Origin of the sequence: Nocardia carnea NBRC 14403 (assembly GCF_000308515.1) — a bacterium.
GTDB lineage: Bacteria > Actinomycetota > Actinomycetes > Mycobacteriales > Mycobacteriaceae > Nocardia > Nocardia carnea.
The window spans coordinates 109,441-135,246 of sequence record NZ_BAFV01000022.1 but is presented as its reverse complement, the minus strand read 5'-3'; the positions used below and the strand labels follow the sequence as shown (position 1 = coordinate 135,246).

At 68.3% G+C, this 25,806-nt stretch carries 27 protein-coding genes; 13 read left to right on the top strand and 14 right to left on the bottom strand.

What is annotated here, in order from left to right; translation table 11 throughout:
* Positions 1 to 9: 9 nt before the first annotated feature.
* Complete coding sequence (locus ON22_RS08170; RefSeq protein WP_033244954.1) at positions 10 to 471, bottom strand: MarR family winged helix-turn-helix transcriptional regulator; 462 nt, start codon at positions 469 to 471, stop codon at positions 10 to 12.
* A 92-nt stretch (positions 472 to 563) separates the two neighbouring features.
* Here ON22_RS08170 and ON22_RS08165 point away from each other — a divergent pair, with 92 nt between their 5' ends.
* On the top strand, positions 564 to 1,136 hold the full coding sequence (locus ON22_RS08165; RefSeq protein ID WP_033244953.1) for a YceI family protein: 573 nt from the start codon (positions 564 to 566) through the stop codon (positions 1,134 to 1,136).
* Between the two features lie 21 nt (positions 1,137 to 1,157).
* Here the strand turns inward: ON22_RS08165 and ON22_RS08160 are convergent, their stop codons facing one another.
* Positions 1,158 to 1,568, bottom strand: a complete 411-nt coding sequence (locus ON22_RS08160) for a hypothetical protein (protein ID WP_033244952.1) — start codon at positions 1,566 to 1,568, stop codon at positions 1,158 to 1,160.
* A gap of 117 nt (positions 1,569 to 1,685) precedes the next feature.
* Between ON22_RS08160 and ON22_RS08155 the strand changes: the two genes are divergently transcribed.
* Positions 1,686 to 2,495 (top strand): helix-turn-helix domain-containing protein, encoded by an 810-nt coding sequence (locus ON22_RS08155; protein WP_231508628.1) that lies wholly within the window; start codon positions 1,686 to 1,688, stop codon positions 2,493 to 2,495.
* Here the strand turns inward: ON22_RS08155 and ON22_RS08150 are convergent.
* From ON22_RS08150 to cobC, 4 genes are all read right to left on the bottom strand, one after another.
* On the bottom strand, positions 2,486 to 3,709 hold the full coding sequence (locus ON22_RS08150; protein ID WP_033244951.1) for a bifunctional RNase H/acid phosphatase: 1,224 nt from the start codon (positions 3,707 to 3,709) through the stop codon (positions 2,486 to 2,488). The two genes, ON22_RS08155 and ON22_RS08150, sit on opposite strands and share 10 nt — an antisense overlap.
* A gap of 50 nt (positions 3,710 to 3,759) precedes the next feature.
* Entirely contained in the window at positions 3,760 to 4,497 is a 738-nt protein-coding gene (locus ON22_RS08145; RefSeq protein WP_033244950.1) for a zinc ribbon domain-containing protein, read from the bottom strand.
* Positions 4,498 to 4,612: 115 nt separating this feature from the next.
* The gene (locus ON22_RS08140) at positions 4,613 to 5,734 is read right to left on the bottom strand and encodes a Nif3-like dinuclear metal center hexameric protein (RefSeq protein WP_033244949.1); all 1,122 of its coding nucleotides are present in this window, start codon (positions 5,732 to 5,734) and stop codon (positions 4,613 to 4,615) included.
* A gap of 49 nt (positions 5,735 to 5,783) precedes the next feature.
* Positions 5,784 to 6,827, bottom strand: coding sequence for an Rv2231c family histidinol phosphate aminotransferase CobC (gene cobC, locus ON22_RS08135; RefSeq protein WP_033244948.1), 1,044 nt, complete (start codon positions 6,825 to 6,827; stop codon positions 5,784 to 5,786).
* A gap of 43 nt (positions 6,828 to 6,870) precedes the next feature.
* Between cobC and ON22_RS08130 the strand changes: the two genes are divergently transcribed.
* Positions 6,871 to 7,374 (top strand): low molecular weight protein-tyrosine-phosphatase, encoded by a 504-nt coding sequence (locus tag ON22_RS08130; protein ID WP_051157297.1) that lies wholly within the window; start codon positions 6,871 to 6,873, stop codon positions 7,372 to 7,374.
* Complete coding sequence (locus ON22_RS08125) at positions 7,374 to 8,222, top strand: SURF1 family cytochrome oxidase biogenesis protein (protein ID WP_033244947.1); 849 nt, start codon at positions 7,374 to 7,376, stop codon at positions 8,220 to 8,222. Before ON22_RS08130 ends, ON22_RS08125 begins: the two co-directional genes overlap by 1 nt.
* Before the next feature lie 209 nt (positions 8,223 to 8,431).
* On the opposite strand, the gene ON22_RS08120 is transcribed toward ON22_RS08125, so the two are convergent.
* Positions 8,432 to 11,089, bottom strand: a complete 2,658-nt coding sequence (locus ON22_RS08120) for an AAA family ATPase (RefSeq protein WP_033244946.1) — start codon at positions 11,087 to 11,089, stop codon at positions 8,432 to 8,434.
* A gap of 142 nt (positions 11,090 to 11,231) precedes the next feature.
* On the opposite strand from ON22_RS08120, the gene ON22_RS08115 reads away from it, so the two are divergent.
* Positions 11,232 to 11,648, top strand: a complete 417-nt coding sequence (locus ON22_RS08115) for a Dabb family protein (protein WP_033244945.1) — start codon at positions 11,232 to 11,234, stop codon at positions 11,646 to 11,648.
* Positions 11,649 to 11,894: 246 nt separating this feature from the next.
* Positions 11,895 to 13,034, top strand: a complete 1,140-nt coding sequence (locus ON22_RS08110) for a glycosyltransferase (protein WP_033244944.1) — start codon at positions 11,895 to 11,897, stop codon at positions 13,032 to 13,034.
* Between the two features lie 98 nt (positions 13,035 to 13,132).
* Here ON22_RS08110 and ON22_RS08105 read toward each other — a convergent pair whose 3' ends face one another.
* Complete coding sequence (locus ON22_RS08105) at positions 13,133 to 13,426, bottom strand: hypothetical protein (protein WP_033244943.1); 294 nt, start codon at positions 13,424 to 13,426, stop codon at positions 13,133 to 13,135.
* Between the two features lie 376 nt (positions 13,427 to 13,802).
* Here ON22_RS08105 and ON22_RS08095 point away from each other — a divergent pair, with 376 nt between their 5' ends.
* The 3 genes from ON22_RS08095 to ON22_RS36600 all read left to right on the top strand — a co-directional run bounded on the left by ON22_RS08095 (position 13,803) and on the right by ON22_RS36600 (position 15,563).
* Positions 13,803 to 14,699, top strand: coding sequence for a helix-turn-helix domain-containing protein (locus ON22_RS08095; protein WP_033244941.1), 897 nt, complete (start codon positions 13,803 to 13,805; stop codon positions 14,697 to 14,699).
* Positions 14,696 to 14,884, top strand: coding sequence for a DUF397 domain-containing protein (locus ON22_RS08090; protein WP_033244940.1), 189 nt, complete (start codon positions 14,696 to 14,698; stop codon positions 14,882 to 14,884). The genes ON22_RS08095 and ON22_RS08090 overlap by 4 nt, the downstream gene beginning before the upstream one ends.
* Positions 14,885 to 15,239: 355 nt before the next feature.
* Positions 15,240 to 15,563, top strand: a complete 324-nt coding sequence (locus ON22_RS36600) for a hypothetical protein (RefSeq protein ID WP_156052327.1) — start codon at positions 15,240 to 15,242, stop codon at positions 15,561 to 15,563.
* An 18-nt stretch (positions 15,564 to 15,581) separates the two neighbouring features.
* Here ON22_RS36600 and ON22_RS08080 read toward each other — a convergent pair whose 3' ends face one another.
* Complete coding sequence (locus ON22_RS08080; RefSeq protein ID WP_033244938.1) at positions 15,582 to 16,514, bottom strand: cobalamin biosynthesis protein; 933 nt, start codon at positions 16,512 to 16,514, stop codon at positions 15,582 to 15,584.
* Positions 16,515 to 16,902: 388 nt separating this feature from the next.
* On the opposite strand from ON22_RS08080, the gene sigJ reads away from it, so the two are divergent.
* The 4 genes from sigJ to ON22_RS08065 all read left to right on the top strand — a co-directional run bounded on the left by sigJ (position 16,903) and on the right by ON22_RS08065 (position 19,455).
* Complete coding sequence (gene sigJ, locus ON22_RS08075) at positions 16,903 to 17,853, top strand: RNA polymerase sigma factor SigJ (protein WP_051157296.1); 951 nt, start codon at positions 16,903 to 16,905, stop codon at positions 17,851 to 17,853.
* Between the two features lie 58 nt (positions 17,854 to 17,911).
* Positions 17,912 to 18,427, top strand: a complete 516-nt coding sequence (locus ON22_RS08070; RefSeq protein WP_033244937.1) for a gamma carbonic anhydrase family protein — start codon at positions 17,912 to 17,914, stop codon at positions 18,425 to 18,427.
* A gap of 171 nt (positions 18,428 to 18,598) precedes the next feature.
* Positions 18,599 to 18,766, top strand: coding sequence for a hypothetical protein (locus tag ON22_RS37220; RefSeq protein WP_169332458.1), 168 nt, complete (start codon positions 18,599 to 18,601; stop codon positions 18,764 to 18,766).
* A 65-nt stretch (positions 18,767 to 18,831) separates the two neighbouring features.
* Positions 18,832 to 19,455: a TetR/AcrR family transcriptional regulator gene (locus ON22_RS08065; protein WP_033244936.1), complete on the top strand. Its 624-nt coding sequence runs from the start codon at positions 18,832 to 18,834 to the stop codon at positions 19,453 to 19,455.
* 6 nt (positions 19,456 to 19,461) lie between these two features.
* On the opposite strand, the gene ON22_RS37850 is transcribed toward ON22_RS08065, so the two are convergent.
* The 5 genes from ON22_RS37850 to ON22_RS08040 all read right to left on the bottom strand — a co-directional run bounded on the left by ON22_RS37850 (position 19,462) and on the right by ON22_RS08040 (position 25,695).
* Positions 19,462 to 21,456 carry an Eco57I restriction-modification methylase domain-containing protein gene (locus tag ON22_RS37850; RefSeq protein ID WP_051157295.1) on the bottom strand — a complete coding sequence of 665 codons (1,995 nt, stop codon included), beginning with the start codon at positions 21,454 to 21,456 and terminating at the stop codon, positions 19,462 to 19,464.
* A gap of 69 nt (positions 21,457 to 21,525) precedes the next feature.
* Positions 21,526 to 22,959 (bottom strand): acyl-CoA carboxylase subunit beta, encoded by a 1,434-nt coding sequence (locus ON22_RS08055; protein WP_033244935.1) that lies wholly within the window; start codon positions 22,957 to 22,959, stop codon positions 21,526 to 21,528.
* Between the two features lie 129 nt (positions 22,960 to 23,088).
* Complete coding sequence (locus ON22_RS08050) at positions 23,089 to 24,339, bottom strand: KasA/KasB family beta-ketoacyl-ACP synthase (RefSeq protein ID WP_033244934.1); 1,251 nt, start codon at positions 24,337 to 24,339, stop codon at positions 23,089 to 23,091.
* Positions 24,340 to 24,349: 10 nt separating this feature from the next.
* A complete protein-coding gene (gene acpM / locus ON22_RS08045) occupies positions 24,350 to 24,652 on the bottom strand; it encodes a meromycolate extension acyl carrier protein AcpM (protein ID WP_033244933.1) in 303 nt (100 codons plus the stop codon).
* A gap of 128 nt (positions 24,653 to 24,780) precedes the next feature.
* A complete protein-coding gene (locus ON22_RS08040) occupies positions 24,781 to 25,695 on the bottom strand; it encodes an ACP S-malonyltransferase (protein WP_033244932.1) in 915 nt (304 codons plus the stop codon).
* Between the last annotated feature and the right edge of the window lie 111 nt (positions 25,696 to 25,806).

The window sequence follows — 25,806 nt, the reverse complement described above, 5'->3', positions numbered from 1 at the left end:
TCGAGCCGGCTATTGCACGCTGTCGAGTTGTTCGAGGATGCGGCCGACGATGGCGCCGAAAGCTTCCACCTGCTCGTCGGTGAGCGCGTCGAACAGTAGCTCGCGCACGGTTTCCACATGACCGGGCGCGGCCTGTTCGATCGCGGTGCGGCCCTGTTCGGTGAGCACGATAAAGGCGCCGCGGGCATCGTCGGGGCAGTCCTCGCGACGCACCAGTCCGCGCTTCTGCATCCGGCCGAGATGATGTGACAGGCGGCTCTTCTCCCACTGCATGATCTGTCCCAGCTCACCTACCCGTATCCGGGGCTCCGGCTGATCGGTGAGCCGGACCAGTACCTCGAAATCGGAGAGCGACAGCCCGGAGTCGTGTTGCAGCTGCCGGTGGAGCCGGGCGACCAGCTGGGTGTGCATCGTCAGGTAGCCCCGCCAGGCTCGGCTCTCCCGTTCGTCGAGCCATCGCGTCTCGGTCATACGGCCAGCGTAACCCAGTAGTTGACATATCACCAAGATGGCCGCACCATATGTATGACACATCAACTACTTCTTCGAACCGGAGGATCTCGATGACCAGCGCGACGAACCTGAAAGAACTCAGCGGAACCTACACACTCGACCCCACCCATACCCGGGTCGGTTTCGTCACCCGGCACGCCATGGTGACCAAGGTGCGCGGCTCGTTCAACGAGTTCACCGGCAGCGCCTACTTCGACAGCGAGAACCCGGCGAACTCCTCCGGCGAGGTCACCATCCAGGTCGCCAGCATCGATACCCGTAACGCCGATCGCGACAACCACCTGCGCGGACTGGACTTCCTGGGCCTCGACGAATACCCCGAGATCACCTTCCGCACGACGGCGATCTCCCCCACCGGCGCCGACACCTTCGACGTCACGGGCGACCTCACCATCAAGGGCGTCACCCGGCCGGTCACGGTCCCGTTCACCTTCGAAGGGCAGGCCAACGATCCGTTCGGCAACGTCCGGGTCGGTTTCGAGGGGTCCGCAACCATCAACCGCAAGGACTGGGGAATCGTCTACAACGCGACGCTGGAAACCGGCGGCGTCCTGATCTCCGACAAGGTCGTCCTCGAATTCGAGGTCTCGGCGATCAAACAGGACGATCAGACCCAGAGCTGACCATACCGGGCGGGCGCCGGTTCAGCCGGGCATCCGGCGCAACCCCACATATTCGGCCGTCGCGAACATCGCGACCACGGCGGCACCGGCCAGCAGGAACGCGATTCCCGCAGCGGTGAGCGGAAGCAGTCCGGACCCGGCCAGGGCAAGCATGCCCAGCACGGAAACAGCGTTGACCGCGACCACAGCCGTCGCGTGCCGCCGCGAAATCACCGGGTAGCCGGCGATGAGCAGCAGGCCCAGCGCACCGCCGAGCATGGCCACACCGAACGGTATCGACCACGAGGTCGGTAGCCCCAGCGGATCCCGCAGCGGCGCCGCGGCGGCCAGCATCAGAAGGCCGAAAGCTCCGGTGCCCCAGCCGTCGAGGCGCAGAACACGGCGCAACAGCTCGTCGTGGGCGGCGGGGGCGGGGGCTGTCACGGTGGTCATGGTCTTGCCTTCCGATCGGAGGTCCTGCTCCTCTCCGACTGTTCCCGCTACGGGTCAACGGCTCAATGACCTCCGAGGTCATGGTCTCGGCGCCCGGCCGCCGGATACGCTCACTCGGTGGCACCTCGCGCGGGCACCGGCCCGTCCCGGATCGGCGGACTTCTCCGGGAATGGCGGCAGCGGCGGCGGCTGAGCCAACTGGACCTGGCGCTGGCGGCCGGTTCCTCGGCGCGGCACCTGTCCTGCGTGGAAACCGGTAGGGCGGCCCCGAGCCGGGATATGGTCCTGCGATTGTGCCGGACTCTGGATGTGCCGCTGCGCGAACGTAATACGTTGCTGGTCGCCGCTGGTTACGCCCCGGCGTACCACGAGAGCAGCCTCGACGACGCTCATCTGGCCTCGGCACGCGCCGCGCTCGACCATATGCTCGTCGCCCATGAGCCCTACCCCGCTGTCGCGGTGGACCGGTGGTGGGATGTGATCGCCGGTAATGCGGCGCTGGCTGTGCTGACCGACGAAGTGGGCCCCGAGCTGCCGCCCGGACGGCCCAATGTCTACCGCCTGGTTCTGCACCCCGAAGGACTCATCGCCCGGCTGGCCAACCCGCGGCAGGTACGCGAACAACTCCTGGAACGCCTGGCGCAACAGGTCGATACCACCGGAGACCCGCGCTTGCGGGACCTCTACGACGAAGTCGCCGGCTACCCCAACCCGCCCGTGGGCATCGAAACAGCCGATTCCACCGCATCCGGACCGTTCCAGGTGCCGTTACGCATACGCACATCCGAGGGCGAGCTGTCCCTGTTCGCCACCATGGCCACCTTCGGGGCGCCCGCCGATGTGACGCTCTCGGAGCTGGCGATCGAACTCTTCTACCCGCTCGACGATTTCACCGCCCGCTACCTGCGGTCGCGATATCAGAGGTAGCTCGTATCGTTGACCAGCCGGACCGACGAACCGCCGTCCGGGTAGAACTCCGCCAGCGACAGCGACGCCAAGTCCAGATGCAGCCGGTACAGCAGCGACGGGCCGACGCCCAGTGCGAGCTGCAGCAGCGTTTTTATGGGGGTGACATGGCTGACCACCACGATGTTCGCGCCCGGATACCGGGCCACCAGGTCGCGGCGCGCTTCCTCCACGCGCTCGCGGACGGCGTCGAAACTCTCGCCGCCGGGTGCGGGCAGGGAGGGGTCGCCCAGCCAGCGGGCGTGCAGGTCCGGGTCGCGTTCGGCGGCCTCACGGAAGGTCAGGCCCTCCCAGTCGCCGAAATCGGTTTCGGTGAGCCCGTCGATCACCCGGACTTCGAGGCCGAGCGCGGCAGCCGCGGCTTCGGCGGTTTCCCGGGCACGGCCGAGCGGTGAGGAGACGACCGCTCCGATATCGCCTTTGGCGGCAAGCATTTTCGCTGCGCGGGCTGCCTGCTCACGACCTACCGCGGTGAGCGGCGGATTGCCCCGGCCCGAATAACGCCGTTGCACCGAGAGTTCGGTCTGCCCGTGCCGCAGCAGCAGGAACCGGGTGGGGCGACCGGTCGCACCGGTCCAGCCCGGCGACGCCGAAAGACGTGCGGAGGCACTGCGGGAATCGGCGACCGGGTCGGCACCTGCAAACCCGGCGGCCGCTCCCGGAGCGGTGCCGGTGGATGCGGGCGCAACCGATTCTCCGGCCGCGGCGGCCGGGCTACTTCCTGCGGAGGTAGCGGCGACGGCCTCGTGGACTTCCTCGATCAATCCACCATCGTCCATGGCCTCGTTCGCGAGCCGGTCGGCATGCGAGTTCTCGGCGCGCGGGATCCAGCGGTAACTCACCTGATCGAATCCCGCGGCCAGGCGGCGGGCGCGATCGGCGAGCGGGATCATCGCCGGGTGTTTGACCTTCCAGCGTCCCGACATCTGCTCGACCACGAGTTTGGAGTCCATCCGCACCGCGACCACCCGCGCCCCGAGTTCCGCCGCGGCTTCCAGCCCCGCGATCAGGCCCCGGTATTCGGCGACATTGTTGGTGGCGACACCGAGAGCTTCCTTACGTTCGGCGAGAACCGCGCCCCGGTCCGCGTCGAACACCACGGCGCCGTACCCCGCGGGGCCCGGGTTCCCCCGCGACCCCCCGTCGGCCTCGACGATCACCTCACGCGCACTCATTCGGCCTCCCGCTCCGCGCCCACCTCACGACCCCGCCCCGGGGCCCGAACTCACAATCCGGATTCTTTGGTCCGCACCAGCAGCGCACCGCATTCGGTGCAGCGCACCACCACATCGGGCGCCGTTTTGGCGATCCGCGCGATCTCCCCGCGGTCGATTTCGATCCGGCATGCCCCGCACCGGCGGGCCTGCAGCAGGGCCGCGCCGGTCCCGCGTTCGGTGCGCTGCCGGTCGTAGATCTTCAGCAGTTCTTCCGGGAAGATGCCGACGAGGTTCGCGCGGTCGGTGTCACACCGCTGCTGGGCGACGTCGAGGTCGGCCACGGCCGCATCACGGCGTTCGCGGGCGGCGACGAGATCGGATTCGGCCTTGTCGAGCCGGGCGCCCGCGTGTTCGTGATCGGACGCGGAGGCCTCCCGCCGCTCCATCACCTCGAGCAGTTCGTCCTCGAGCACCGAGCGGCGGCGTTCCAGGCTGCCGAGTTCGTGCTGCAGTTCCGACAGCTGTTTGGCGCCGACCGAACCCGATTCGAGCGCTGCCCGGTCGCGTTCCTCACGTTTGCGGACCGCATCGACCTCGCCCTCGAGTTTGCGGATATCGCGGTCCAGATCGTCGAGCACGATCTCCACGGCCACGGCCGCGTCCTTCTGCGCATTGCGTTCGGCCTCGAACCGGTCGACCTCTTGCTGTTCGGGCAGAACTTTGCGCCGGTGCGCGATCCGGGTCAGCTCGGTGTCGACCTCGGCGAGACGCAGCAGTTTGGCCTGAATCGATGGTTCGACATTCAACGCGAACGAACTCCCTGCACGCTGTGGACGGATAGAACGTCCACCGTACTCGGTCGCCGGACGGGCCGACCGGCCGCCGGTCCCGATCCCGGCGACCCGATCCGGCCCCGGCGGCTCAGCCGCCGCAGCCGACGGTCCACGGGTCGGTCCGCACCCGCGACACCCGCGTTTCCAGCTCCGGCAGACCGGCCCGGACGACCTCCGCGGCCTGCGCGCACCACGGGAACTCGGTGGCCCAGTGCGCGGCATCGATCAGCGCCGGCCCCGAACGGCGCAGATGTTCGTCGACGGGGTGATGCCGCAGGTCGGCGGTCAGATACGCGTCGACCCCGAGCCTGGTAACTGTGTCGAGCAGCGAATCGCCCGCGCCACCGCAGACCGCGACCCGGCGCAGTACCCGGTCGGGGTCGCCGGCGGAGCGCACACCCCAGGTGGTTTCCGGTAAGGCGGCGGCCGCGCGGGCGGTGAATTCCCGCAGAGTCAGCGGTTCGGCCAGTGTCCCGACACGGCCCAGGCCGAGGTTGCCGGGTAGCTGGGCGCGTTCGGTCACGTGGTAGGCGGGCTGTTCGTAGGGGTGTGCGGCGCGCAGGGCCGCCAGGATCGCGCTGCGGTCGCGGGGTGCGGCGACGACTTCGATCCGGTCCTCGCTCACCCTGGTCAGCTCGCCCACCGTGCCGACGGCCGGGTTCGCGCCGTCCAGCGGACGGAACTGACCGGTCCCGGTGACCCGCCATGCCGCCTCCCGGTACTCACCGGAGCCGCCTGCCCCGGCGGTGAACAGCGCCGTCAGCACCGCTTCGGCGTGGCCGGCCGGTACCTGGATGCTCCACTTGTCCACGGCCGGAACCGGTTTGGGTTCGAGCGGTCCGGTGACGGTCAGGCCGAGTGCCGCCGCCAGCGCGTCGGAGACTCCGGGGTCGGCGGAATCGGCGTTGGTGTGTGCGGTGAACAGCGCACAGCCGGCGCGGACGAGCCGGTGGATCAGCGCACCTTTCGGCCGGTCGGCCGCCACACTGTCCACTCCCCGCAGCAGCAGCGGGTGGTGCGCCACCAGCGCCTGGGCTCCCCAGGTGACGGCTTCTTCGACCACCGCCTCGGTGACATCGACGGCGAACAGCACCCGCCGCACATCCTCACCCGGGTCCCCGCACACCAGTCCCACCGAATCCCACGATTCGGCCAGCCGGGGCGGGTAGGCCGTCTCCAGCGTCTCGATGAGTTCCGCGAGCCTCGCCACACCACACCTTTCGTCTACCGGCAGACCGGACGAGGGTCCGCCGAAACCGTCAACCCGATATTCCCGCGGCATGCAGAGCGTCGACAAGGCGATCGACCTCCGCGGCCGAGCGCACCGCAACCCGGAGATGATCCGGGCCCAATCCAGGGAAGGTATCGCAACGCCGCACCGCGACCCCCTGCTGCCGCAGATGCTTGCGCACCAGCTCCCCGTCCCGGACCTCCAGCAGCAGGAACGGGGCCGCCGCCGGGGAGCCGACCCGGACCCCGGCCGCGGTCAACCGCGGGGCCATTGCCTCCCGGTCATGCGCGATCCGCTGCGCCCGGTCCGCCGTTTCCGCCACGGCCCGCGGCGACGCCGTCGCGGTGATCGCCGCGAGCTGGAGTGTTCCCAACGGCCAATGCGCACGCCCTTGAACAAGACGCTGCAGTACGGCGGGCGCAGCGAGAAGATAACCGCAGCGCAACCCCGCCAGCGCCCAGGTCTTGGTAAGGCTGCGCAGGACCAGCAGCCCGTCGCCGGCTTCGGCGGCCAGCGATTCCGGTTCCCCGGGGACGGCGTCCATGAAGGCCTCGTCCACCACCACGATCCGCCCCGGGCGTTGCAGGGCGCGCAGGGTGTGTGCCGGGTGCAGCACCGAGGTCGGATTGGTAGGGTTGCCGACGACCACCAGGTCGGCTTCCTCGGGCACCAGCGCCGGATCCAGGGTGTAGGGCGGTTCCAGCACGACCCGCGTCACCGGGACCCCCGCCTCGCGCAGCGCGAGCTCCGGTTCGGTGAACGACGGGTGCACCACCGCCGCCAGCCGCGGCCGCAGACGCGGCAACAGGGCAAACCCCTCCGCACCGCCGGCCAAGGTGAGCACCCGACCGGGTTCTATCCCGTGCCGGGCACCGACCGCATCCCGGGCCAGCCGGTCTTCCTCGGCCGACGGATACCGCCCGAGCGAATCCAGGGCCGCGGCCAGCCGCTCCCGCAACCATTCCGGCGGCCCGCTGCCCTGGACGTTCACCGCGAAATCGAGCAGACCCGGGAGAGCTTCCACATCACCGTGATGACGTAAACCGGCGAGATCGACGTGGTCGGCGAGCATGAGACGCACCCTACGTGGCGCTGCCGGGGTGCGACCCGCCAGAATGGCAGTCGTGGGTGAGCTGCACATATCGTTCGTCTGTACCGGCAATATCTGCCGGTCCCCGATGGCGGAGAAGATCCTGGCCGGGCATTTGTCGCGCGCCGGCCTGACCGATCGGGTCCGGGTGAGCAGTGCGGGCACCCACGGCTGGCATACGGGCGCCGACGCCGATCCGCGCACGACCGAGACCCTGCGCCGACACGGCTACCCCATCGGTCATCGCGCCGCCGAGTTCGGTGCCGAGCACGAGGACGCGGATCTGGTGGTCGTGATGACCACCGATCACGACCGCAACCTCGCCGTCCGCGGGGTGCCGGCGGAGCGCCGGCGCTTGCTGCGGAGTTTCGATCCGGACGCCGACGGTACGGATGTGCCCGACCCCTATTACGGCTCGACCGCCGAATTCGACCTGGTCCGCGACCAGATCGAGGCCGCGGTGCCCGGCCTGCTGGACTGGGTCCGCACCACCCTCGCTGCCCGCGCCGCCGAACCGGAGCCGGCCTGATGCGCCGCCTGGCCTTCCTGCTGCGCCCGGGCTGGCTGATCCTGGCCGCGGTGGTGGCCGGGTTCGCCTACATGTGTTTCACGGTGCTGGCGCCCTGGCAGCTGGGCAAGAACGATGCCACCTCCGAACGCAACCAGTTGATCGAGGATTCGGTGGACGCGGCCCCCGTCGCGATCACCGATCTGCTCGACGGCGACGCGGCGACCGAGTGGCAGAAGGTATACGCCGAGGGCAGCTATGTCCCGGATTCGACCGTGCTCGTCCGCCTGCGGCATCTCGACGGTGCCCCCGCTTACGGGGTGCTGTCGGCGTTCACTCTCACCGACGGCCGCACACTGCTGGTCGATCGCGGGCTGGTCGCCGCGGTGGACGGTTCCCAGCCGCCCTCGATCGAACCGGCGCCCACCGGGACCCAGCGCCTCGAGGCACGGGTGCGGGTCTCGGAGAATATCGACCCGGAGCGGGCCCCGGCCGTACAGAACGGGATCCCGCACGTCTACTCGATCGACGTCCCGCAGGAAACCACCGTCCTCGGCTTACCCCTGACTCCGGTGCCTGCGGGTGAGCGCGGCGGCTACCTCCAGCTCGCCGACGACCAGCCGGGCGCCTTCACCCCCGTCCCGCTCCCCCAGCTCGAATCCGGCCCCTACCTCTCCTACGGCCTGCAATGGCTGGCATTCGGCATCATGGCCCCACTCGGCCTCGGTTACTTCGCCTGGGCCGAGATCCGGGAACGCCGCAAGTCGCGGGCCCCGGCGCACCCCGAACCGACCACCCCCGAATCCGAACCCGAACCCGTCACCAAGGAAGCACGCCTGGCCGACCGCTACGGTCGCACCCCGCGCTGAGTGCTCAGCGTCCCGGATGCCCGCGCAGGATCTACTCCGCCATCGGAGACCGCAGATATTGCCGTTCGCTGCCGGCCGGCATGCACCGACCCCGATTCGGTCGGCGCCTGCCATTCATATCCATTGGTGGTGAGTGAGTCTGGTGGTGAGTGAGTCGGCAGCGCCCAGATCCCCGATCTCGGTGGCTGCCGGATCTGCGGGCGTCTCCTTCATTCGTGCAGTCCCGACAGGTCGCGAAGCTGCCGGCGCGAGGCGAGACCGAGTTTGCGGAAGATACTGCGCAAATGCGCGTCGACGGTGCGTGGGCTGATGAACAACCGGGCCGCCACCTCTTTCGACGTAGCACCGCCCGCTACGAGCCGGGCGATATGCAGTTCCTGACCGGTGAGGCCGTCGATACCGCTCTCGGCGCGCCCGCGGACCTGCTCACCGGTCGCGCGTAACTCACCGGCGGCGCGATCGGCGAACGCGCCCATTCCGATATCGGTCAACTGTTCATGGGCATCTCGCAACTCGCGGCGGGCGTCGCGCCGCCGGCCGCGGCGACGCAGCCATTCGCCGTAGAGCAGATGCGCTCTGGCCAGATAAGGGCGCACCGGACTCTGCTCGAGATACCCGATCGCCACCCGGAAAGCGTCCTCGTCGCCGGTAACGAGCGCGCGAGAGTAGGCGCCGACCCCCAGCGCCCACGGGGTGCCGCTGCCCTCGGTCCGTTCGGTGAGCGCCGCCAGCGCCGCCTCCGCCCGCTCGTTCTCGCCGCAGCGCACGGCCGCCTCGACCAGTTCCGGTAACGCGATCGCTGCCACGAACAGATCGCGGTGCCGGTTCGCGGCGGCCGCGGCAGGCAGCGCCGCCGGATAGTCGGCGAGACCGTTGCTCAGGACCGCGGTCGCCCAGCGCGCGTTAGCGATCGTCTGCCCGGTTCCGCTCACTTTCGCCTCGGCGGTGAACGCATCGATCACGGGCCGCGCCTCGGCCGGACGGCCACGCAACGCGGCCAGGTGCAGCCGGGGATATGCCAGCGGCGCCACACCGACCGCATCCGCCACTGCTTCCTCTTCCGCGATCGCCGCCGCGGCCGCACGGAAATCTCCGATGTGCACCGCACTGGCGGCCCGCATACCCAGCCCCAGACGCAATGTCAGCGGCGACCCTGTTTCCCGTGCACCGGCCAGCACCCGTTCGGTGATCATGTCGTGTGCGTCGACATCCCACAGCTCCACGGCCAGCATCGCCGCCAGCGCGGGCCGGCCTGCCCATTGCGGCGGTGCGGCGAGGATTTCGCGGACCGGACGCGCTCCGGCGCGGTGGCCGTCGATCGTCAGCCGCACGAGCGCATCGAGCAGGTCGGGCGGGCCGGCGACCGGTGGTGCGGACCGTGCCGCCTCGACCACCATGTCCATCACCCCGCTCGCCCGCCCGACCACCAGGGCCATCTCGACGGCATCGAGGTAGCAGTCCCGCGACCTCGCGGGATCCGTGCCGGCGAGGCGTCGCGCCGCGCGCAGCATGAATTCCGGGCCGTCACCGTCGCAATGGCGGACGAACGCGATCCGTCCGCGCATCGACTCCACCTCGGCCCGGGCAGTATCGTCGCCGTTCGCTTCCGTAACGGTGGTGAGCAGGTGGGCCGCGTCGTCCACCGCACCGGCATCCAAGTGGGCACGCGCTGCCGAGAGAGTGCGCTGGTATCGGCGGCCGGGGTCCAGCGAGAGCGCGGCGGCCCGTTCGTGGAATGCCGCGGCCGCCGCCACTCCGCCGCGGGCACGTGCGCGGGCGGCGGAGCGGTCCAGTTCGGCGGCGATCTCCTCATCGGGGCCGGTCCCGGCCTGGGAACGGTGCCAGGCCCGCCGATCGGGGTCCTTCAACTGGTCGGTGACCTCGGCCAGCGTCCGGTGCGCGGCATACCGCTGCCGCACCTCGGCAGTCCGGTAGACCACCGACCGGGCGAGCGGATGACAGAACCGAACGCCCGGACCGAGCACCACCAGGCCGGAAGCTTCCGCGTAGGCGCCCGCCGCCGGTTCGATACCGAGCCGGCCGGCCGCCGCCCACAAGAGGTCGGCGTCGCCGGTGGGGTCCGCGCTCGCGACGGTCAGCAGCAACCGCACCTCGTCGGGCAGCGCAGTGAGCCGATCGGCGAAACTACGTTCGACCCGGCCCGGCACCGTGACCGGGCCGGGGAGCGAAAACCCACCCGCACCGGGCAGTTCGAGCAGGGCGAGCGGGTTGCCACCGGCCTCGGCCAGTATCCGGTCGCGTACCGCGGGATCGAGGGTCGCCCGGATGCTGTCCAGCAACCGGTGTGCCTCGTCGCCGGCCAGCCCGCTCAACTCGATACTCGGCAGTTCCGCGAAGCCGTGCCGGGTAGCCAACACCAGCGCGATCGGCTCCACCGTGATCCGGCGGGCGAGAAAGATCAGTACCCGCATCGACGCGTCGTCGACCCAGTGCGCATCGTCGACGAGGCAGAGCAACGGCCGGCTCTCCGCCGCCGTGGCCAGCAACTCCAGTACCGCCATCCCGATACGGAAGATCTCCGGTGTGCCGTCGCCGGCACCGAACGCGGTCGCCAGCGCAGTCCGGTGAGAAGTGGACAGGCCTTCGAGTCCGCCGAGCAGCGGCACACACATCTGATGCAGTGCGGCGAACGGCAGTTCGGCCTCCCACTCCGACCCCGATGCCTGGAGAATCCGCACGCCGCGTGCGGTGCGCCGGAGGTGGTCGAGCAGCGTACTCTTACCGATCCCCGCCTCGCCGCGCACAACCAGAACCCCGCCGGCGCCCGCCGCGGCCCCCGCGGTCAGCGCCGCAAGCCTGCGGTATTCCTCGTCCCTTCCGACCAGAGCATGCGCCGGTGTACCCACGCCGCGAACAGTACGCGGAGATCACCTACCCCGCCGATGTAGGTGATTTTCACCGACGCGAACACCATTGTGCCGGTGCGATTCTCGAAGTGTCCGGCAGCCACGACCGGCCCGGGCACCTACACCGGAAGGCAGAAATCCGATGATCCACCACATCACCCGTCTCACGCTGCGCCCCGATGCTCCCGCAGACAAGGTCGCCGAGGCACTGGAAAGCCTCCGCAACCAGGGGCGGGTCATTCCCTCGGTCGTCTCGTTCGTGGTGGGCCGCGACATCGGCGGCGACTTCGAATGGGGCGCAACCTATGTGATCGAGGACCTCGACGGCTACTGGGAGTACCTGAAACACCCCGCGCACCGGCGCACCGACGAGATCGGCCTGCCCCTCGTCGAAAATTTCGTCTCCTTCGATGTCACCGACGACGAGGACCCGGAGATCGCCACGAAAATCGCCCTCCTGCACCAGCGCCGGTACGAGGAGGACCCGGCCCTCGCACAGCTGGTCGCAGACCTCGCCTCCTACTCCGGCGCGAGTGCACCGGGCCCGCATGCCGGCTGACCGTAACCGTCGAACGAGTACGGGAGCAGCAGTGATCACCCCACCCACAGCACTGTCACACCGTACTGCGATGGGCGATCGCCGCTGCGAGTCATCCGCTGACTCCGGCTCTCCGCCGGTCCGCCGCGGCCCACTACCGTCGACTCCGAAAGCGGTGCCGCAGCACTGGAAACACTCTTCACAACATCATCCGGAAAGCACCGCCGAGCTTTCCGCACCTGAACAGTGCACACCTTTGGAGCAAAATTGCGTTTACTCTTCTCCGTCACCCCGGCGTTCGGCCATCTGTTCCCGGTTGTGCCACTGGCGCGGACGGCACTCGACCGCGGACACCGCGTCGGCGTTCTCACCTGCTCCGGAATGGCCGAAGTGGTGGCACGCGAAGTGCCCGGCGCCGACCTTCTTCCCGCCGGGACCATGCCGCTCGAATTCTCGCTCCTCGCCCAGGAACGCACCGGGATCGATGTCATGCAGCCCACGCCGGAAGTGATCGGCGAGATCTTCGGTGGCGCCCGCCTGGAAACAGCGATAGACGATGCCGTCGCGGCCGCGCGCGAATGGCGTCCGGACGCGGTGATCGCAGAGGCGTTCGACACCGTCGGCCCGGCGGTGGCCGCCACCCTCGAGGTGCCCTGGCATCAGATCGGCCTGGGCCCGGCGCTACCCGAACCGGTCGTCGCGGAGATCACCGGCGCGGCCGCGAAGCGATACAGCGACCGCGGGCTCGTCCCGGCAGTACCGCGCTGCTATATCGACCCCTGCCCACCTGCTGTTCAAGGACCGGATATCCGCACCGATGTACCGCGTGTACCCATGCGGCCGGAACCGCATTCCACACCGGGTTCGACGTGGGAGCCGCCGGCGCGGCACCCTGGGCAGCCACACGTGCTCGTCACTCTGGGCACCATTTTCTCGGACCGGGCCCTGCTCGACGAGGTGGTGGGGGCCGTCGCAGCCACCGGCGCCGGCGTGATCGCGACGGTCGGCATGGCGATGAAGGAGGAGACGACCGCCGCGCCACTTGTTACACACCCCGAATCCGTGCATTTCGTCCAGTTCGCCCCGATGGACCAGCTGCTGTCCGGCGTCGACCTGGTGGTCTCGGCCGGCGGCGCCGGAACTGTGCTGGCGGCGATGAGCCGGGCCGTGCCACTCGTGCTCTGGCCGCAGGGCGCCGACCAGCCGATCAACGCCGCCCGCGCACAGGCCGCCGGGGTCGCGCTGGTCGTGGACACGGCCGCCGCTCTTCCCGATGCTGTCACCGCGGCACTACAGGACACGAACCTGCGCGAAGCAACCGCGAAGGCCGCGCACCAGATCGCCGCACTCCCGGCGCCCACCGAGGTGCTGAACGAAATCGTCACACTCTCAACGGCCGCAGACTGATACTCCGGCCGCGCGCACCCACGTTGCAGCACAGTGCACCCGGCCGGCGCTGCGACCGATCACCGCCGGAGTCGCCCGGACACGACTGAATCCCGAAATCACTCGAGTGCATTCAGCCCCACCAACGTGGCAAAGACCAGTGCACCGTGCTGGGTGCCTTCGTCACCGGAAAGAATCGCGTCAAGCAGTGGCGCATTGCTCAGCATCCCGGCACCGAAGTGACCGGATTCCGTGGCGCTGACCATGACGGCATAGAGGACCGAGGCATAGACCCTGGACCGCGGCACCGCGAGATTCGGTGCATCGTTCAATTGCGCGTCCACGGCGTCGATTACATCCTGGATCACGCCGATCTCGAGTTCGCGCAGTTGACTCTCCATGTCCAGGGCCATCAGAACCCGAACTGCGGACGGTCGGATGGAACCAGCCGATCATGGTCCACCAGCATGGTTTTGGCCTGCGATTTCAGGCGGCATACTGTAATTGGGCAGTCGATGTGCTCCTGCATGATTCGATGTGCACGGTCGACAGTCATAGCGGTTACGGCGCTATGGTTCAGGGGCGGAACGGAATCCATCAGGGCACCTCCGGTGTGTTCGGTCGGGTGGCTTCGCTATGAGACTGCCGCGCAGGAACCGTTGAATACAGGGCAAAACAGCTGGTCAGCGAAATTTCACCGAACTACCATGCAGTGTTGTGCAACACATTCTATGATCGGCGCGTTCTGCAACAAGCAATCGGCTTGTAACGCAACAAGAGGGGGAGCGCATGAAGGAGGATCGGTCGCTCGAGGTGGGCGGGACACTGCCGCGTCGGCAGCTGGGCCGCTATCTCAAGGAGGCGCGGGAGGGGTCCGGGATGACGTTGGAGCAGGCCGCCTCCTTGATGGAGTGGAACAAGTCGACGCTGAGCCGACTGGAACGCGGACTGACCGAGCGGGTCCGGGCGCGCGATGTCCTCGCACTGTGTGAGAACTATGGACTCGACGACAACCAAACGGCGGTGGCCCAGGGCCTCGCCGAACAGACACCGGCCAAGTCCTGGTGGCATGCCTACGGGGACCTGATCCCGTCCTGGTTCAACCTCTATGTCGGACTGGAGGCCGGAGCCCAGGAATTGGCCGCCTACCAGCCCCTGCTGATCCCCGGCATTCTGCAAACGGCGGATTACACACGGGCGATCGACCGCCGCTACTTCTCGGACGAGACCGAGGACGAACTGGAACGCAGGGTGCAGGTCCGGTCGCAGAGGCAGCACATCCTCACCCGCAAACGCCGTCCGGTCACCGCATCATTCGTGCTTCACGAGTCCGTATTGCGGACCGTGGTGGGTGATAGGCGAGTGATGGTCGCTCAGCTGCGGCACCTGGCCGATATCGGCACCCTGCCGAATGTGGAGGTGCGGATCCTGCCCTTCGATGCCGGGATCCCCTTGGGGGCGGCACTTCCACCTTTCACGATCATGGACTTCGGTACTGATGCACTGGGCAGGATGACCCAGCCGCCGGTGGTCTACTGCGAGAACTACACAGGGAGCGTCTACCTTGAAAGGCAGGCGGATGTGCTCAGATTTCGCGAGGCCTTTGCCACCCTGCGAGTGGCCGGACCGGACACCCGAGCGAGCCGCGACCTGTTGAGAGAAATTGCAAGGAGTTTTGCAACGTGAAGGTTGATTTGTCCGGAGCCCGCTGGTTCAAGTCGCGCCACAGTCAGGGCGGAGCCGATTGCGTAGAGGTCGCCCACCTCGACGGTGGCGTGGTCGGGGTGCGCGATTCCAAGAATCCGACCGGCCCCGCCCTGGTATTCACACCGGCCGAGTGGGACGCCTTCCTGGGCGCCGCCCGCCTCTGATACGAGGCCACAGCATAGCCCCTCGCCAACTCTGAGCCAGGGCTATGGAGCTTCCAGCTTCACCGGCCGCGACAGGCCACCGCCTTCTCGACTCTTTCAAGACCCTGCAAACTCAAATGCCGAAGTCGGCGATCTTCGCACCGATCTGTCGCCCTGGCAGGATTAACCTCTACGTGCCAACACATCCGGCGGCCCCTCCGCAGTCGTCAGTACGCTCGATGCCGCATCTGCCGGGCTGCTACCAGGCGCATGGCGGATCCAGCTCGCCAGCCGTGGCTCCGGCAAGCGTCTGACCTTCGATTACATCGCAGAAGGCCTCGACGATGACCTCGTCCGCCTCGTCGACTGGTGGGTATTGATCCGTCACAAGGTCGCACACCGCGCGTTGCCGCAGCTTCCGGAGCATTGGGTCGAAATCTCGGACGCCAAGGATGGGCGGACCATCAATACCACTTTGGCACGGTCGACGTTCACGATGTTCCTTCAGCTCGCCGATCAAACGATCCGAGGTATTACGGAAGCGGCGGAGTACAACGACCCGAATGAGCTCTGGCTTCCGGAGGACTGGCTGACCGGCGCCATCCGCCCCCAGCGCGGAGTAACCGAACCCGACCAGCTCCAACTCTGGTTCGGACGCTCCCTCGTAACCGACTCGACAAGTCGCAGCCGCCACGACTGACTCAATCGTGGCTCTGGCTCAAGCGCGGTTCGGCGCAGGCCGAGCCACGACCAGCACTACGGCCGAGGCAAGCGCCGCGTATTGCACCAGTGTCGACAACCGCACCGCCCGGCGCAGGTCGGCGACGGCCGGGGGTGGGCCGTCGCCGAGTTCGGGGCGCTGTTCGATCCCGTGCCGGTATTCGGTGCTCCCGCCGAGCCGGATACCGAGCGCGCCCGCGGCCGACGCCTCCACCACGCCTGCGTTGGGGCTCGGGTGCCGACGCGCATCGCGGCGCCATATCCGAATGACGTCACGTGGTCGCCCACCGACCGCCGGCGCCACCACCGCGGTCAGCAGGCCGGTCACGCGCGCGGGTAGCAGGTTGGCGATATCGTCGACGCGCGCCGCAGCCCAGCCGAACCGCCGGTACCGTTCGTTGCGATAGCCGATCATCGCGTCCAGCGTGTTCACCGCCCGATAGCCGACCAGCCCGGGCACACCCGCCACGGCACCCCATAGCAAGGGCGCGACTGCGGCATCGGAGGTGTTCTCCGCAATCGACTCCAGCGCGGCCCGGGTCAGCCCGTCGGCATCGAGGACCTCCGGGTCGCGACCGCACAGCGCGGGCAGCAGTTCCCTGGCTCTCGCCAGATCGCCGGATTCGAGCCGCTGCGCCATCGCATACCCGGTCCGTGCCAGACTTCGCCCGCCCAGCACGGTCCAGGTCGCCAGGGCCACCGGCAGCGCACCCCCACGACGGACCGCGAGGCCCCCGCTCACAGTTGCGCCGACCAGCACCAGCTCGTGCACGATCCCGGCCCGCCGCCGATCCGCGTAGGTCGTCGTCTCCAGGGACGCCGCAAGCATCCCGAACCCGGCCACCGGATGCCACCGCTGTGGATCGCCGAACAGACGGTCCAGCGCGAATCCGGCCAGCAGACCGGCCGCCGTCGAAACACCGCTACGCACCGGCCGAGCCTAACCACCACCGCATGCGGGCGGCTGCGGGGGCGCCGTAGGCCTGGGAGGACCGCCGCGCACTTCGCCGATCCGGTGGGCATTGCCCAGTTGTCGCGACCGGCAGCTCGGCGAGATCGCCGTGCTGTTACCGCACTCCCAGGTCCCGAGGGCTTTCGAACGCATCCCTCGCCGCCACGCCGGTCTCAGCGCAGTAGGTAGCCGAGCGATCGCGGTGCCGGTGGCTGCGGCAATGCCGAGACCGGCCGGTGAACTGGAAGCATCCAGTTACGGCGCAATATCCTGGTGAGCGGCGCGGTTGTCACAGACCGAGTGCCGCTTTCGTCATCACGACGACACCGTTTCGCCCGGCCCACCGGCCCGAGGACAAGGAACCGCAGTGACCGACGGACACGCCCCCACCGACCTGGCCGCTCGTTTCGAGGAATTGCGCCCCTACCTGCGCCGGCTCGCCTACAGCACGCTCGGCAGCCTGGCCGATGCCGACGATGTGGTGCAGGAGGCGTGGTTGCGGTTGCAGCGGCATCACGAAACGGGTGGCGCGCCCATCGACAATCTGCAGGCCTGGCTCAGCACGGTTGTCGGGCGGCTGGCGCTGGACCAGCTCGGGTCGGCGCGGGTGCGGCGCGAACAGTATGTGGGCGAATGGCTGCCCGAGCCCGCGGTGGCGGACTGGGAGGATCCGGCGGACCGGATCTCGCAGGACGAACGGGTCACCATGGCGCTGCTGGTGGTACTGGAATCGCTGTCTCCGGCCGAGCGCACCGCCTTCGTTCTGCAGGATGTGTTCGGTATGGCCGGCCCGGAGGTCGCCGAGGTGGTGGGCCGCACCCCGGCCGCCGTCCGCCAGCTGGCTTCGCGGGCCCGGAAGCGGGTGGAGGACGGGACGCCGCGTTTCCCGGCGTCACCGGACGAACACCGGAAGGTGGTTTCGGCGTTCGCGCTGGCGTGGCGGTCGGGGGATGTGAATGCCCTGCTGGGGGTGCTCGACGACCGGGTCGTGCTCACCGCGGACGGCGGCGGGAAGGTGCCCGCGATCCGCAAGCCGGTGCAGGGCGCCGAACTCATCGCCAAGATGCTGCTCGGCTGGTATCACGCACCGTCGGCGCCCGGTGGCTGGGGCCGGTCGATCGAGGTCAACGGCTCGCCGGGGCTGCTCGTTTTCGACGGCCGCCATCCGGGGGTCTTCTCTTTCACTGTCGATGCGGGCCGGATCACCGCCATCCACGCCGTCCGCAACCCCGACAAACTGCGCAACCTGCCGGCGGATATCGGCGCCGAGTGGATGCTGAACGAGTCGGCGGAGGGCACCACATCCGGAGAGAGCTGAGGCGGCGCGGCGGTCACCGTCTCCCCGGACGCGGACACCGGCGGGTTAAGTTCGGTTCATGAAGATCGAAGTCAGCGGACATCAGCCCGAGATTCACGACTCCGCGTGGATCGCGCCGACTGCGTGCGTGATCGGCAAAGTGAAGCTCGAGGCGCAGGCCAGTATCTGGTACAACGCTGTACTGCGCGGTGATACCGAACTGATCACCGTGGGTGAGCGCAGCAATATCCAGGACGGCTGCGTGCTGCACGCCGACCCGGGTTTCCCGACCACGGTCGGCGCCGGTGTGTCGGTGGGTCATAACGCGATCCTGCACGGTTGCACGATCGAAGACGATTGCCTGATCGGCATGGGCGCGACAGTGCTCAACGGCGCCGTGATCGGGCGCGGGAGCTTGATCGCGGCGAATGCGCTGATCCCCGAGGGTGCGCAGATTCCGCCGGGTTCGCTGGTGGCCGGTGTCCCGGGCAAGGTGCGCCGGGAGCTCACTCCCGAGCAGCAGCGCGGGCTGGAGCTCAATGCCATGGTCTACCTGCACCATATGTCCGAGCACCAGACTGCCGAGGAGTTGTGAAACGCCTCCCCGGACACTTTTACGGACAAGCGTCCAGTTGGTGGCTGATACGATGGAACCAACGTATCCGGGGAGACGGGCGAGCTCGAAACCCGCTGTCCTGCAAGACGTCGGCGTTTCGGGCGAGCCCGAGCGTGTAGGCACCCCAGGTGCCGGCAGGAGGTGTGACGGGTGGCGTGTGAGCATTCCGGGCGGGTCGGTGTGGCCGATATCGCCGCGCAGCCGGGGGGTATCGAGGCGCTACGGCGCCGCGTACACGAACTCCGTTCCAGCGGAGAAGATTTCGCGGCCAATGCGATAGAGCGGGAGATGGCCGAACTCGACCTGCCCACGGAGTGACCCCCGGCACGAAACCAATGCGCAGGTCATGTGGTGGACACAAGGTCCGATACAGTGGGGAAACCATGCCACCCGTACCACCGATTCTGCAGCGCATCCTGTCCGAAGCACCCACCGACAGCGTGAAGGTCCTCGACAGCGCGCTCTCGGCGTTCCTGGACTTCGGGATCAAACGCACCAGCATGGGCGAGATCGCGCGGCGTTCCGGGATCAGCCCCGCGACCCTCTACCGCCGCTTCGAATCGAAGAACGACCTCGTCGAAGCGGTGACGGTCCGGGAAGCTCAGCGGTTCGTCGCCAAAATCGACGATCGGGTGCGCACGGTCGCCGGCTCCGAGGATCAGCTGGTGGAGATCTTCGTCGCGTTCATCTCCGCCATCGCGGGCAACCCGCTGTTGTCGCGGCTGCTGCGCACGGAACCGGACCTGGTACTGCCCCGCCTCACCACCGAGGCCGGACCGATCCTCGCCGTCGGCCGCACCTACCTGGCCGCGAAATTGCGCGAACTCGGCGACTACGGCGACAACGCCGAGTTCGACCCCGACCTGGTCGCCGAGATCATGGCCCGGCTGGCGCTCTCGCTGGCCCTCACCCCCGACGGGCTCATCCCCATCGAAGACGAAGCAGCCGGACGCGAATTCGCCCGCCGCACGCTGCTGCCGATGGTCTCCGGGTCGACCGCGGGCTGAGCGCCCTCACAACGCGAAGGCCCGATTCACCAGATCATCCAGTTCCTGCTGCGCCACCAGCGCGCGCTCCGGTTCCTGGACCAGCGCACGCACCAGGTCCGCGATCGCGACCGCCGGCGCGCCGGCCGGATCCGGTAGCGGCAGCCGGGAAACGTACTGCGTTATCCAGCGGCGACGGCCGGAATACAACCGGTTACCGCAGACGGCGTCGTAGAACCGCACCCCCAGCGCCGAGTTCGCGATACCCATCATCAAACAGGCCAGTTCCTCGGCCGGGAAATCACCGTCCAGCTCGGACAACGAAATCCAGTAGCAGTCACCGTTGACCACCGCACCCGACCGGTCCAGCGCGAACCGCGGCCGATCACTGATATCCGGGAAAACCACCTTGGGCGTCCGCCACATATGCGGCCGCTGCGGAACCCAGTGTTCGAACCATTTCCGGCCGGCGTCGGTGAGATAACTCCGTGCGCTCAGTACTTCCCGATGCTGTTCGAGGTAGGCGGCGGTACGCGGATACCGCGCCAAATCCACTGGTATCCGGCGCGGATGATCCAGGTCGTACGGGTACAGCACCCGGGCCCGGCGACTGCCCTCCACCCGCCACGGACGCAGGTCGTGGTGGGTGATGAGATCGCACAGCAGCTCCGGTTCGGTATCCGGCTCTCCCCAGTGCTCGGCGATGAAGACGCGATCAGCATTGGTTTTGATCCCCACCCGGATACGCGCGAGATCACCGAATGTCCGCCACATCCGCGCCGATATTGCGTCCAGCCAGTCGTCGTGCCCCACCCGCGCCATCCGCCACCCCACCGCGGCAGAACCGGCCGGAATCGCCAACTCCCCGACCGTCACCGCGAACCGCCGGCCCTGCCACCGGATGGTCGCGTCGGTACCGGCACCGAGCACGTCGAACAAGTCCGCCTCCGCCACGAACGGCCCGCAATCCCCCGCGGGCCCGCCATGGTCACGGCCCACGTCAGCCGACGACTCCCGCCCCTCGCATTCGGTGTGCCCACCAGGAAGATACGGCACAGACTCGTCCGGTGCCGGAGTCGCCGGCAGCGGCCACTCCGCACCCACGCCGCGCGCCGGGTCGCCGATAGCACCGCCCGGCAGCGCACCGCCCGGCCTCCGGGGCGCCGAAGCCCGGCCGGCAATATCCGCTGGGCTCGTCGGGGCAGGCACCGGCGTGGCGCCTGCGTCCTCCACGCGGCGTTCCACGTTCGCGTGCGCTGCCCGGTCGGCCGGACTCTCCTGGTAGACCGAGACATACCGGCACCGCTCATCCCCTCGGCCCCGCACAGCTATGGTCACCGCGGGGAGCACCGCTGCCTCGAACAATCGCGTATCACCCAGGTCGTACAGCTCCACGGGCGCCAGTTCCCCCAGCAGCACCGCACGCAGATTCGCGCCCGCCTTCGTGGTCAGGAACCGGTTGGCGCACAACAGACCGAACACCCCGTCCGGCACCAGCAGGCGCGGTACCGCGGCGACGAACGGATGGGTGAGGTCGAACCGGCCGTGCAGCCCGAACTGCCCGCGCAACGCCTGCGCCGCCTCGCCACCCAACTGCTGAGTGCGCACGTAGGGCGGATTCGCGATCACCACATGAAAGGATTGCGCCGGTAGCGCGGCATATTCGGCCAGGAAATCGGCCTGCCGCCAATCGACCACGACACCCGCACGCGCAGCCCGCTCACGCGCCACTGTCAGACCCTCGGGGTCCACGTCATAGCCGACCAGTTCGACAGGTGCCTCAGGCAGTCGCTCGGCGAGGGCGGCGCGGATCGCGAACAGCAATTCCCCGCCCCCGCACGCAGGATCCAGCACCCGCAGTCCCGATCCCGGCGCCACCACCCGCGCCGCCACCCGTCCGGCAAGGAACTCCGCCAACGCGGTAGGTGTGTAGTGCCGACCGTGCCTCTTACGCTCGCGAGCCCCCGCTCCATCGCGTCCCATGCGCGCATTCTTGTCCACACAGGCCGCGAACCAGGTCATTTCCGGAATATGCGCGAGGGCCCCGGAGCAAATCGCTCCGGGGCCCTCCACAAGCCAGCGCCTACCGCATCACAGCGGGATGTTCTTGTGGTGGCTGGGCCGCGAGGGAGCCGAGGCCAGGGCCGCGGCGATCACACTGCGGGTCTCGGCCGGATCGATCACCTTGTCCACGACACCGATGGACAGCGCCCGTTCCACGCCACCGGCGATGGCCTCGTGCTCGGCGGTGAGCCGTTCGTGCAACGCTTCGCGCTCTTCCTCCGGCGCGGCGGCCAGGGCCTTCTTGTGCAGGATGCCGACGGCGGCCTTGGCGCCCATCACCGCGACCTCCGACCCCGGCCAGGCATAGACCGCGGTCGCACCGAGCGAGCGGGCGTTCATCGCGATATAGGCGCCGCCGTAGATCTTGCGAGTGACCAGCGTGACCCGCGGCACCCGGGCTTCGGCGAAGGCATGCAGCAGTTTCGCGCCGCGGCGCACCACGCCGTCCCATTCCTGGCCCACACCGGGCAGGTAGCCGGGGACGTCGGTGATCACGACCAGCGGGATTCCGAACGCATCGCACAGCCGGACGAACCGGGCCGCTTTCTCCGCGCTCTTGGAATCGAGGCAGCCACCGAGCCGCAGCGGGTTGTTCGCCAGCACACCGACGGTGCGCCCGGCGAGCCGGCCGAGGCCGGTGACCATGGAGCGGGCGTAACCGCCCTGAAGTTCTTCGAAGCTGGATTCGCCGTCGACGTTGTCGAGTAGTTCGTGTACGAGCGGCTTCACGTCGTAGGCACGTTTGGCCGATTCCGGCAGCAGCGCCTTCAGATCGACATTGCCGTGTTCGGCGGCGACCTGGTCGAATTCGCCCTGTTCGGCGAACATCGAGACCAGGCGGCGCGCCCGGTGCACGGCGTCGGCTTCGTCGTCGGCGACGATATGGGTGACGCCGGACTTCTTGCCGTGGGTTTCGGGACCACCGAGGGTGGCCATATCGACCTGTTCACCGGTAACACTGCGCACCACATCGGGGCCGGTGACGAAAACACGGCCCTCGGGCGCCATGATCACGATATCGGTGAGGGCGGGGCCGTAGGCGGCGCCGCCGGCGGCGAAACCGAGCACCACAGAGATCTGCGGTACCAGGCCGGATGCCCGGACCATGGCCTCGAAAACCAGGCCGACAGCGTGCAGGGCCTCGACGCCCTCGGCAAGGCGGGCCCCGCCGGAATGCCAGAGGCCGACCACCGGAACACCGGAGTCGATGGCGGTATCGATGGCGCCGACGATGTGCTTGCAGCCCTCGACTCCCATGGCGCCGCCCATAACGGTGGCATCCGAGCAGTAGGCGACGGTCCGTACACCGTCCACCTCACCGATCGCGGCGAGCACACCCGACTTGTCGCGGGGATGCAGAGGTAGCACCGTGCCGGGATCGAAGAAGCGTTGCAGCCGGCCGAGTGGATCGCGCGGATCTGTCGCGGTTTCCTGGTGGCGGGCCGGAGCCATGATTGTCATCGCGTTCTCTCCTCGATGATGTGTGGCCGAGGCACGGGCCACAGGTGCCGAAGCACGAAGCGGGGCCGCCGGTATCGCCGGCGGCCCCGCTTCGGGTCGTCGAACTATTCGATCAGATCCGGAAGGCCGTCAGGCCCGACCGAAGGCGAGCGCGACATTGTGCCCACCGAAACCGAACGAATTGTTGATCGCGTACTCGATCTCCTGGCGGCGGGCTTCTCCGTGCACCACGTCGAGGTCGATCTCCGGATCCTGGTTCTCCAGGTTCAGGGTGGGCGGCACGATACCGTCCCGGATGGCCATCACGGTGAGCACCGATTCCAGCGCACCGACGGCGCCGATCGAATGCCCCAGCGCCGATTTGGGCGCGTAGACCGAGGCGTGGTTGCCGACGGCCTTGTTGATCGCATTGGCCTCGGCGGTATCGCCGATCGGGGTGGCGGTGGCGTGCGCGTTGATATGGGTGATGTCCTGCTTGGACAGACCCGCGGTCTGCATGGCCCGCGTCATGGCGCGGGCGGCACCGGTGCCCTCGGGGTCGGGGGCGACCAGGTGGAAACCGTCGGAGGTGATCCCGGCACCGAGCAGACGGGCGTGGATGGTCGCTCCGCGTGCCTTGGCGTGCTCCTCGGTCTCGATGACCATGAGCGCGCCGGCCTCGCCGAAGACGAACCCGTCGCGATCCTTGTCGAACGGACGCGAGGCCGCCTTCGGATCGTCGTTGCGGGTGCTCATGGCGCGCATCATGGTGAACGCCGCGATCGGCACCGCGTCGATGAAACCCTCGACGCCGCCGGTGACGACCATATCGGCGTCACCCATGACGATCATCCGCCACGCGTTCGCGATGCCCTCCGAACCGGACGAGCATGCCGAGACCGGAGTGACCACTCCTGCCCGGGCCTGCAGCTCGAGACCGACAACGGCGGACGGCCCGTTCGGCATGACCATCTGAACAGCGAGCGGCGAGATCTTGCGATAGCCGCCGTTCTTCAGCTTGTCGACCGAATCGATGAGCGCGTCACCGCCACCTAGTCCAGTGCCGATGGCCACACCCAGCCGGTCCGGATCGACCTCCGGGCTGCCCGCATTGCGCCAGACCTCGCGGCCCAGCACGGTGGCGAGCCGCTCGACGTAGGCCATCCGCCGGATCTCGACCCGGCTCAGCAGGCTGTCCGGCGACACCTTCAGGTGGCCGCCGATACGAACCGGAAGGTCGTATTCCTCGACGAAGGAGTCCTCGAGAACATCGATGCCGCTCTCGCCGTTGAGGAGGCCCTTCCACGTCGCATCGACATCTCCCGCGATGGACGTGGACGCCGCCAGGCTGGTGACGACGACGTTGGGGAAGTTCCCGTTCAGGGTGGAAGGAGTGGTCACGGTGTCGGCCCTACTCGGCGTTGTCGAATTTGGCCTTGAGCTCGGCGGCCATCTCGGAGTTCTCGGCCTCGAGCTTCTGGACGTAGGCGACGGAATCGCCGACGGTCTTCAGGCTGGCGAGATCCTCGTCGGGGATCTTGACGCCGTACTTGTCCTCCATCTGCACCGCGATCTCGACCATCGACAGCGAATCGATGTCCAGGTCATCGACGAAGGACTTCTCCATCGTTACCTCGGAGGGCTCGATACCGGTCACCTCTTCGATGATCTTGCCGAGTTCCTCGACGATTTGTTCCTGGGTCAGAGCGGCCACTTCGTGGCTCCCTTCTAATTTTTCCGTGTAGGGCTTTACTTGGTACTTCGGGCCGGAACGGCGATCGGTTACGCCGCCCGGGTGCCGGGTTCCCGCCGGGAATCGGTGGAAACTCGGCCGCAGGCACGCTATCCGGAGCTCGCGAGCCCGGCCAGCGCGGGGATGTCCTCGGGCGTCTTCAGCGCCAGATTGGGGGTGCCCTTGAGCTCCCGTTTGGCAATGCCGACGAGGGTTCCCGCCGGTGGCAGCTCCGCCACCGCCGAAACGCCGGCCTGCCGGACGGTTTCGGTGCACAGGTCCCACCGGACGGGCCGGGTGACCTGCGCGGCGAGCTTAGCCACCGCGTCGGCGCCGGATTCGACCGGCTTCCCGTCGGCGTTGGACAACAGTGTCCGGGTGGGTTCATGCGGGGTGATCTCGGCGATCGCCGCCGCTACCGCCTGCTGGGCCGGTGCCATGAACTCGGTGTGGAACGCGCCCGCCACCGGCAGTGCCCGCACGCGGGCCTTCTCCGGCGGGTTCGCCGCCAGTTCGGCCAGGGCATCGAGCCGGCCGGCCGCGACGATCTGGCCGGTGGCATTGCGGTTGGCGGGGACCAGCTCCAATTCCTCGAGCCGGGCCAGCACGGCGGCCTCGTCGCCACCGAGCACCGCGGACATACCGGTGGGTTCCAGCGCGCACGCCTTCGCCATTTCGGCACCGCGGATGGCTGCCAGGGTAACCGCTTGGTCGGCGGAGATCACTCCGGCGACCGCGGCGGCGGCGAGTTCACCGACCGAATGGCCGGCCACGATGGTGTCGGCCGGTACCCGGCTCTCGCCGATTTCGGCGAAGGCGAGCAGCGCGGCGGCGACAACCAGCGGCTGGGTCACCGCGGTATCGGTGATCTCTTCGGCGGTCGCTTCGGTTCCGAGCCGGACCAGATCCAGACCCGATTCCTTCGACCACAGTGCGAGGCGGTCATGCGCGCCCGGCAGGTCGAGCCAAGGCGCGAGCATGCCGGGTGTCTGGGAGCCCTGTCCAGGGGCGAACAACGCGATCACGTACCTAAGAAAACACTGTGAAGGCGCTTCCGCGAGATGTCGACGTGAATAGAGCTTGCGGACGGCTTTTGTATGGTCCCCACAAAAGCCCGCGTGGGGTGTCCGGATCGG

What these genes read in the sequence shown, in the direction of transcription:
- ON22_RS08170 (WP_033244954.1), bottom strand. Translation starts at nt 471, where the DNA reads ATGACCGAGACGCGATGGCTCGACGAACGGGAGAGCCGAGCCTGGCGG.
- ON22_RS08165 (WP_033244953.1), top strand. Translation starts at nt 564, where the DNA reads ATGACCAGCGCGACGAACCTGAAAGAACTCAGCGGAACCTACACACTC.
- ON22_RS08160 (WP_033244952.1), bottom strand. Translation starts at nt 1,568, where the DNA reads ATGACCACCGTGACAGCCCCCGCCCCCGCCGCCCACGACGAGCTGTTG.
- ON22_RS08150 (WP_033244951.1), bottom strand. Translation starts at nt 3,709, where the DNA reads ATGAGTGCGCGTGAGGTGATCGTCGAGGCCGACGGGGGGTCGCGGGGG.
- cobC (WP_033244948.1), bottom strand. Translation starts at nt 6,827, where the DNA reads ATGCTCGCCGACCACGTCGATCTCGCCGGTTTACGTCATCACGGTGAT.
- ON22_RS08130 (WP_051157297.1), top strand. Translation starts at nt 6,871, where the DNA reads ATGGCAGTCGTGGGTGAGCTGCACATATCGTTCGTCTGTACCGGCAAT.
- ON22_RS08125 (WP_033244947.1), top strand. Translation starts at nt 7,374, where the DNA reads ATGCGCCGCCTGGCCTTCCTGCTGCGCCCGGGCTGGCTGATCCTGGCC.
- ON22_RS08115 (WP_033244945.1), top strand. Translation starts at nt 11,232, where the DNA reads ATGATCCACCACATCACCCGTCTCACGCTGCGCCCCGATGCTCCCGCA.
- ON22_RS08105 (WP_033244943.1), bottom strand. Translation starts at nt 13,426, where the DNA reads ATGGCCCTGGACATGGAGAGTCAACTGCGCGAACTCGAGATCGGCGTG.
- ON22_RS08095 (WP_033244941.1), top strand. Translation starts at nt 13,803, where the DNA reads ATGAAGGAGGATCGGTCGCTCGAGGTGGGCGGGACACTGCCGCGTCGG.
- ON22_RS08070 (WP_033244937.1), top strand. Translation starts at nt 17,912, where the DNA reads ATGAAGATCGAAGTCAGCGGACATCAGCCCGAGATTCACGACTCCGCG.
- ON22_RS08065 (WP_033244936.1), top strand. Translation starts at nt 18,832, where the DNA reads ATGCCACCCGTACCACCGATTCTGCAGCGCATCCTGTCCGAAGCACCC.
- ON22_RS37850 (WP_051157295.1), bottom strand. Translation starts at nt 21,456, where the DNA reads ATGACCTGGTTCGCGGCCTGTGTGGACAAGAATGCGCGCATGGGACGC.
- ON22_RS08055 (WP_033244935.1), bottom strand. Translation starts at nt 22,959, where the DNA reads ATGACAATCATGGCTCCGGCCCGCCACCAGGAAACCGCGACAGATCCG.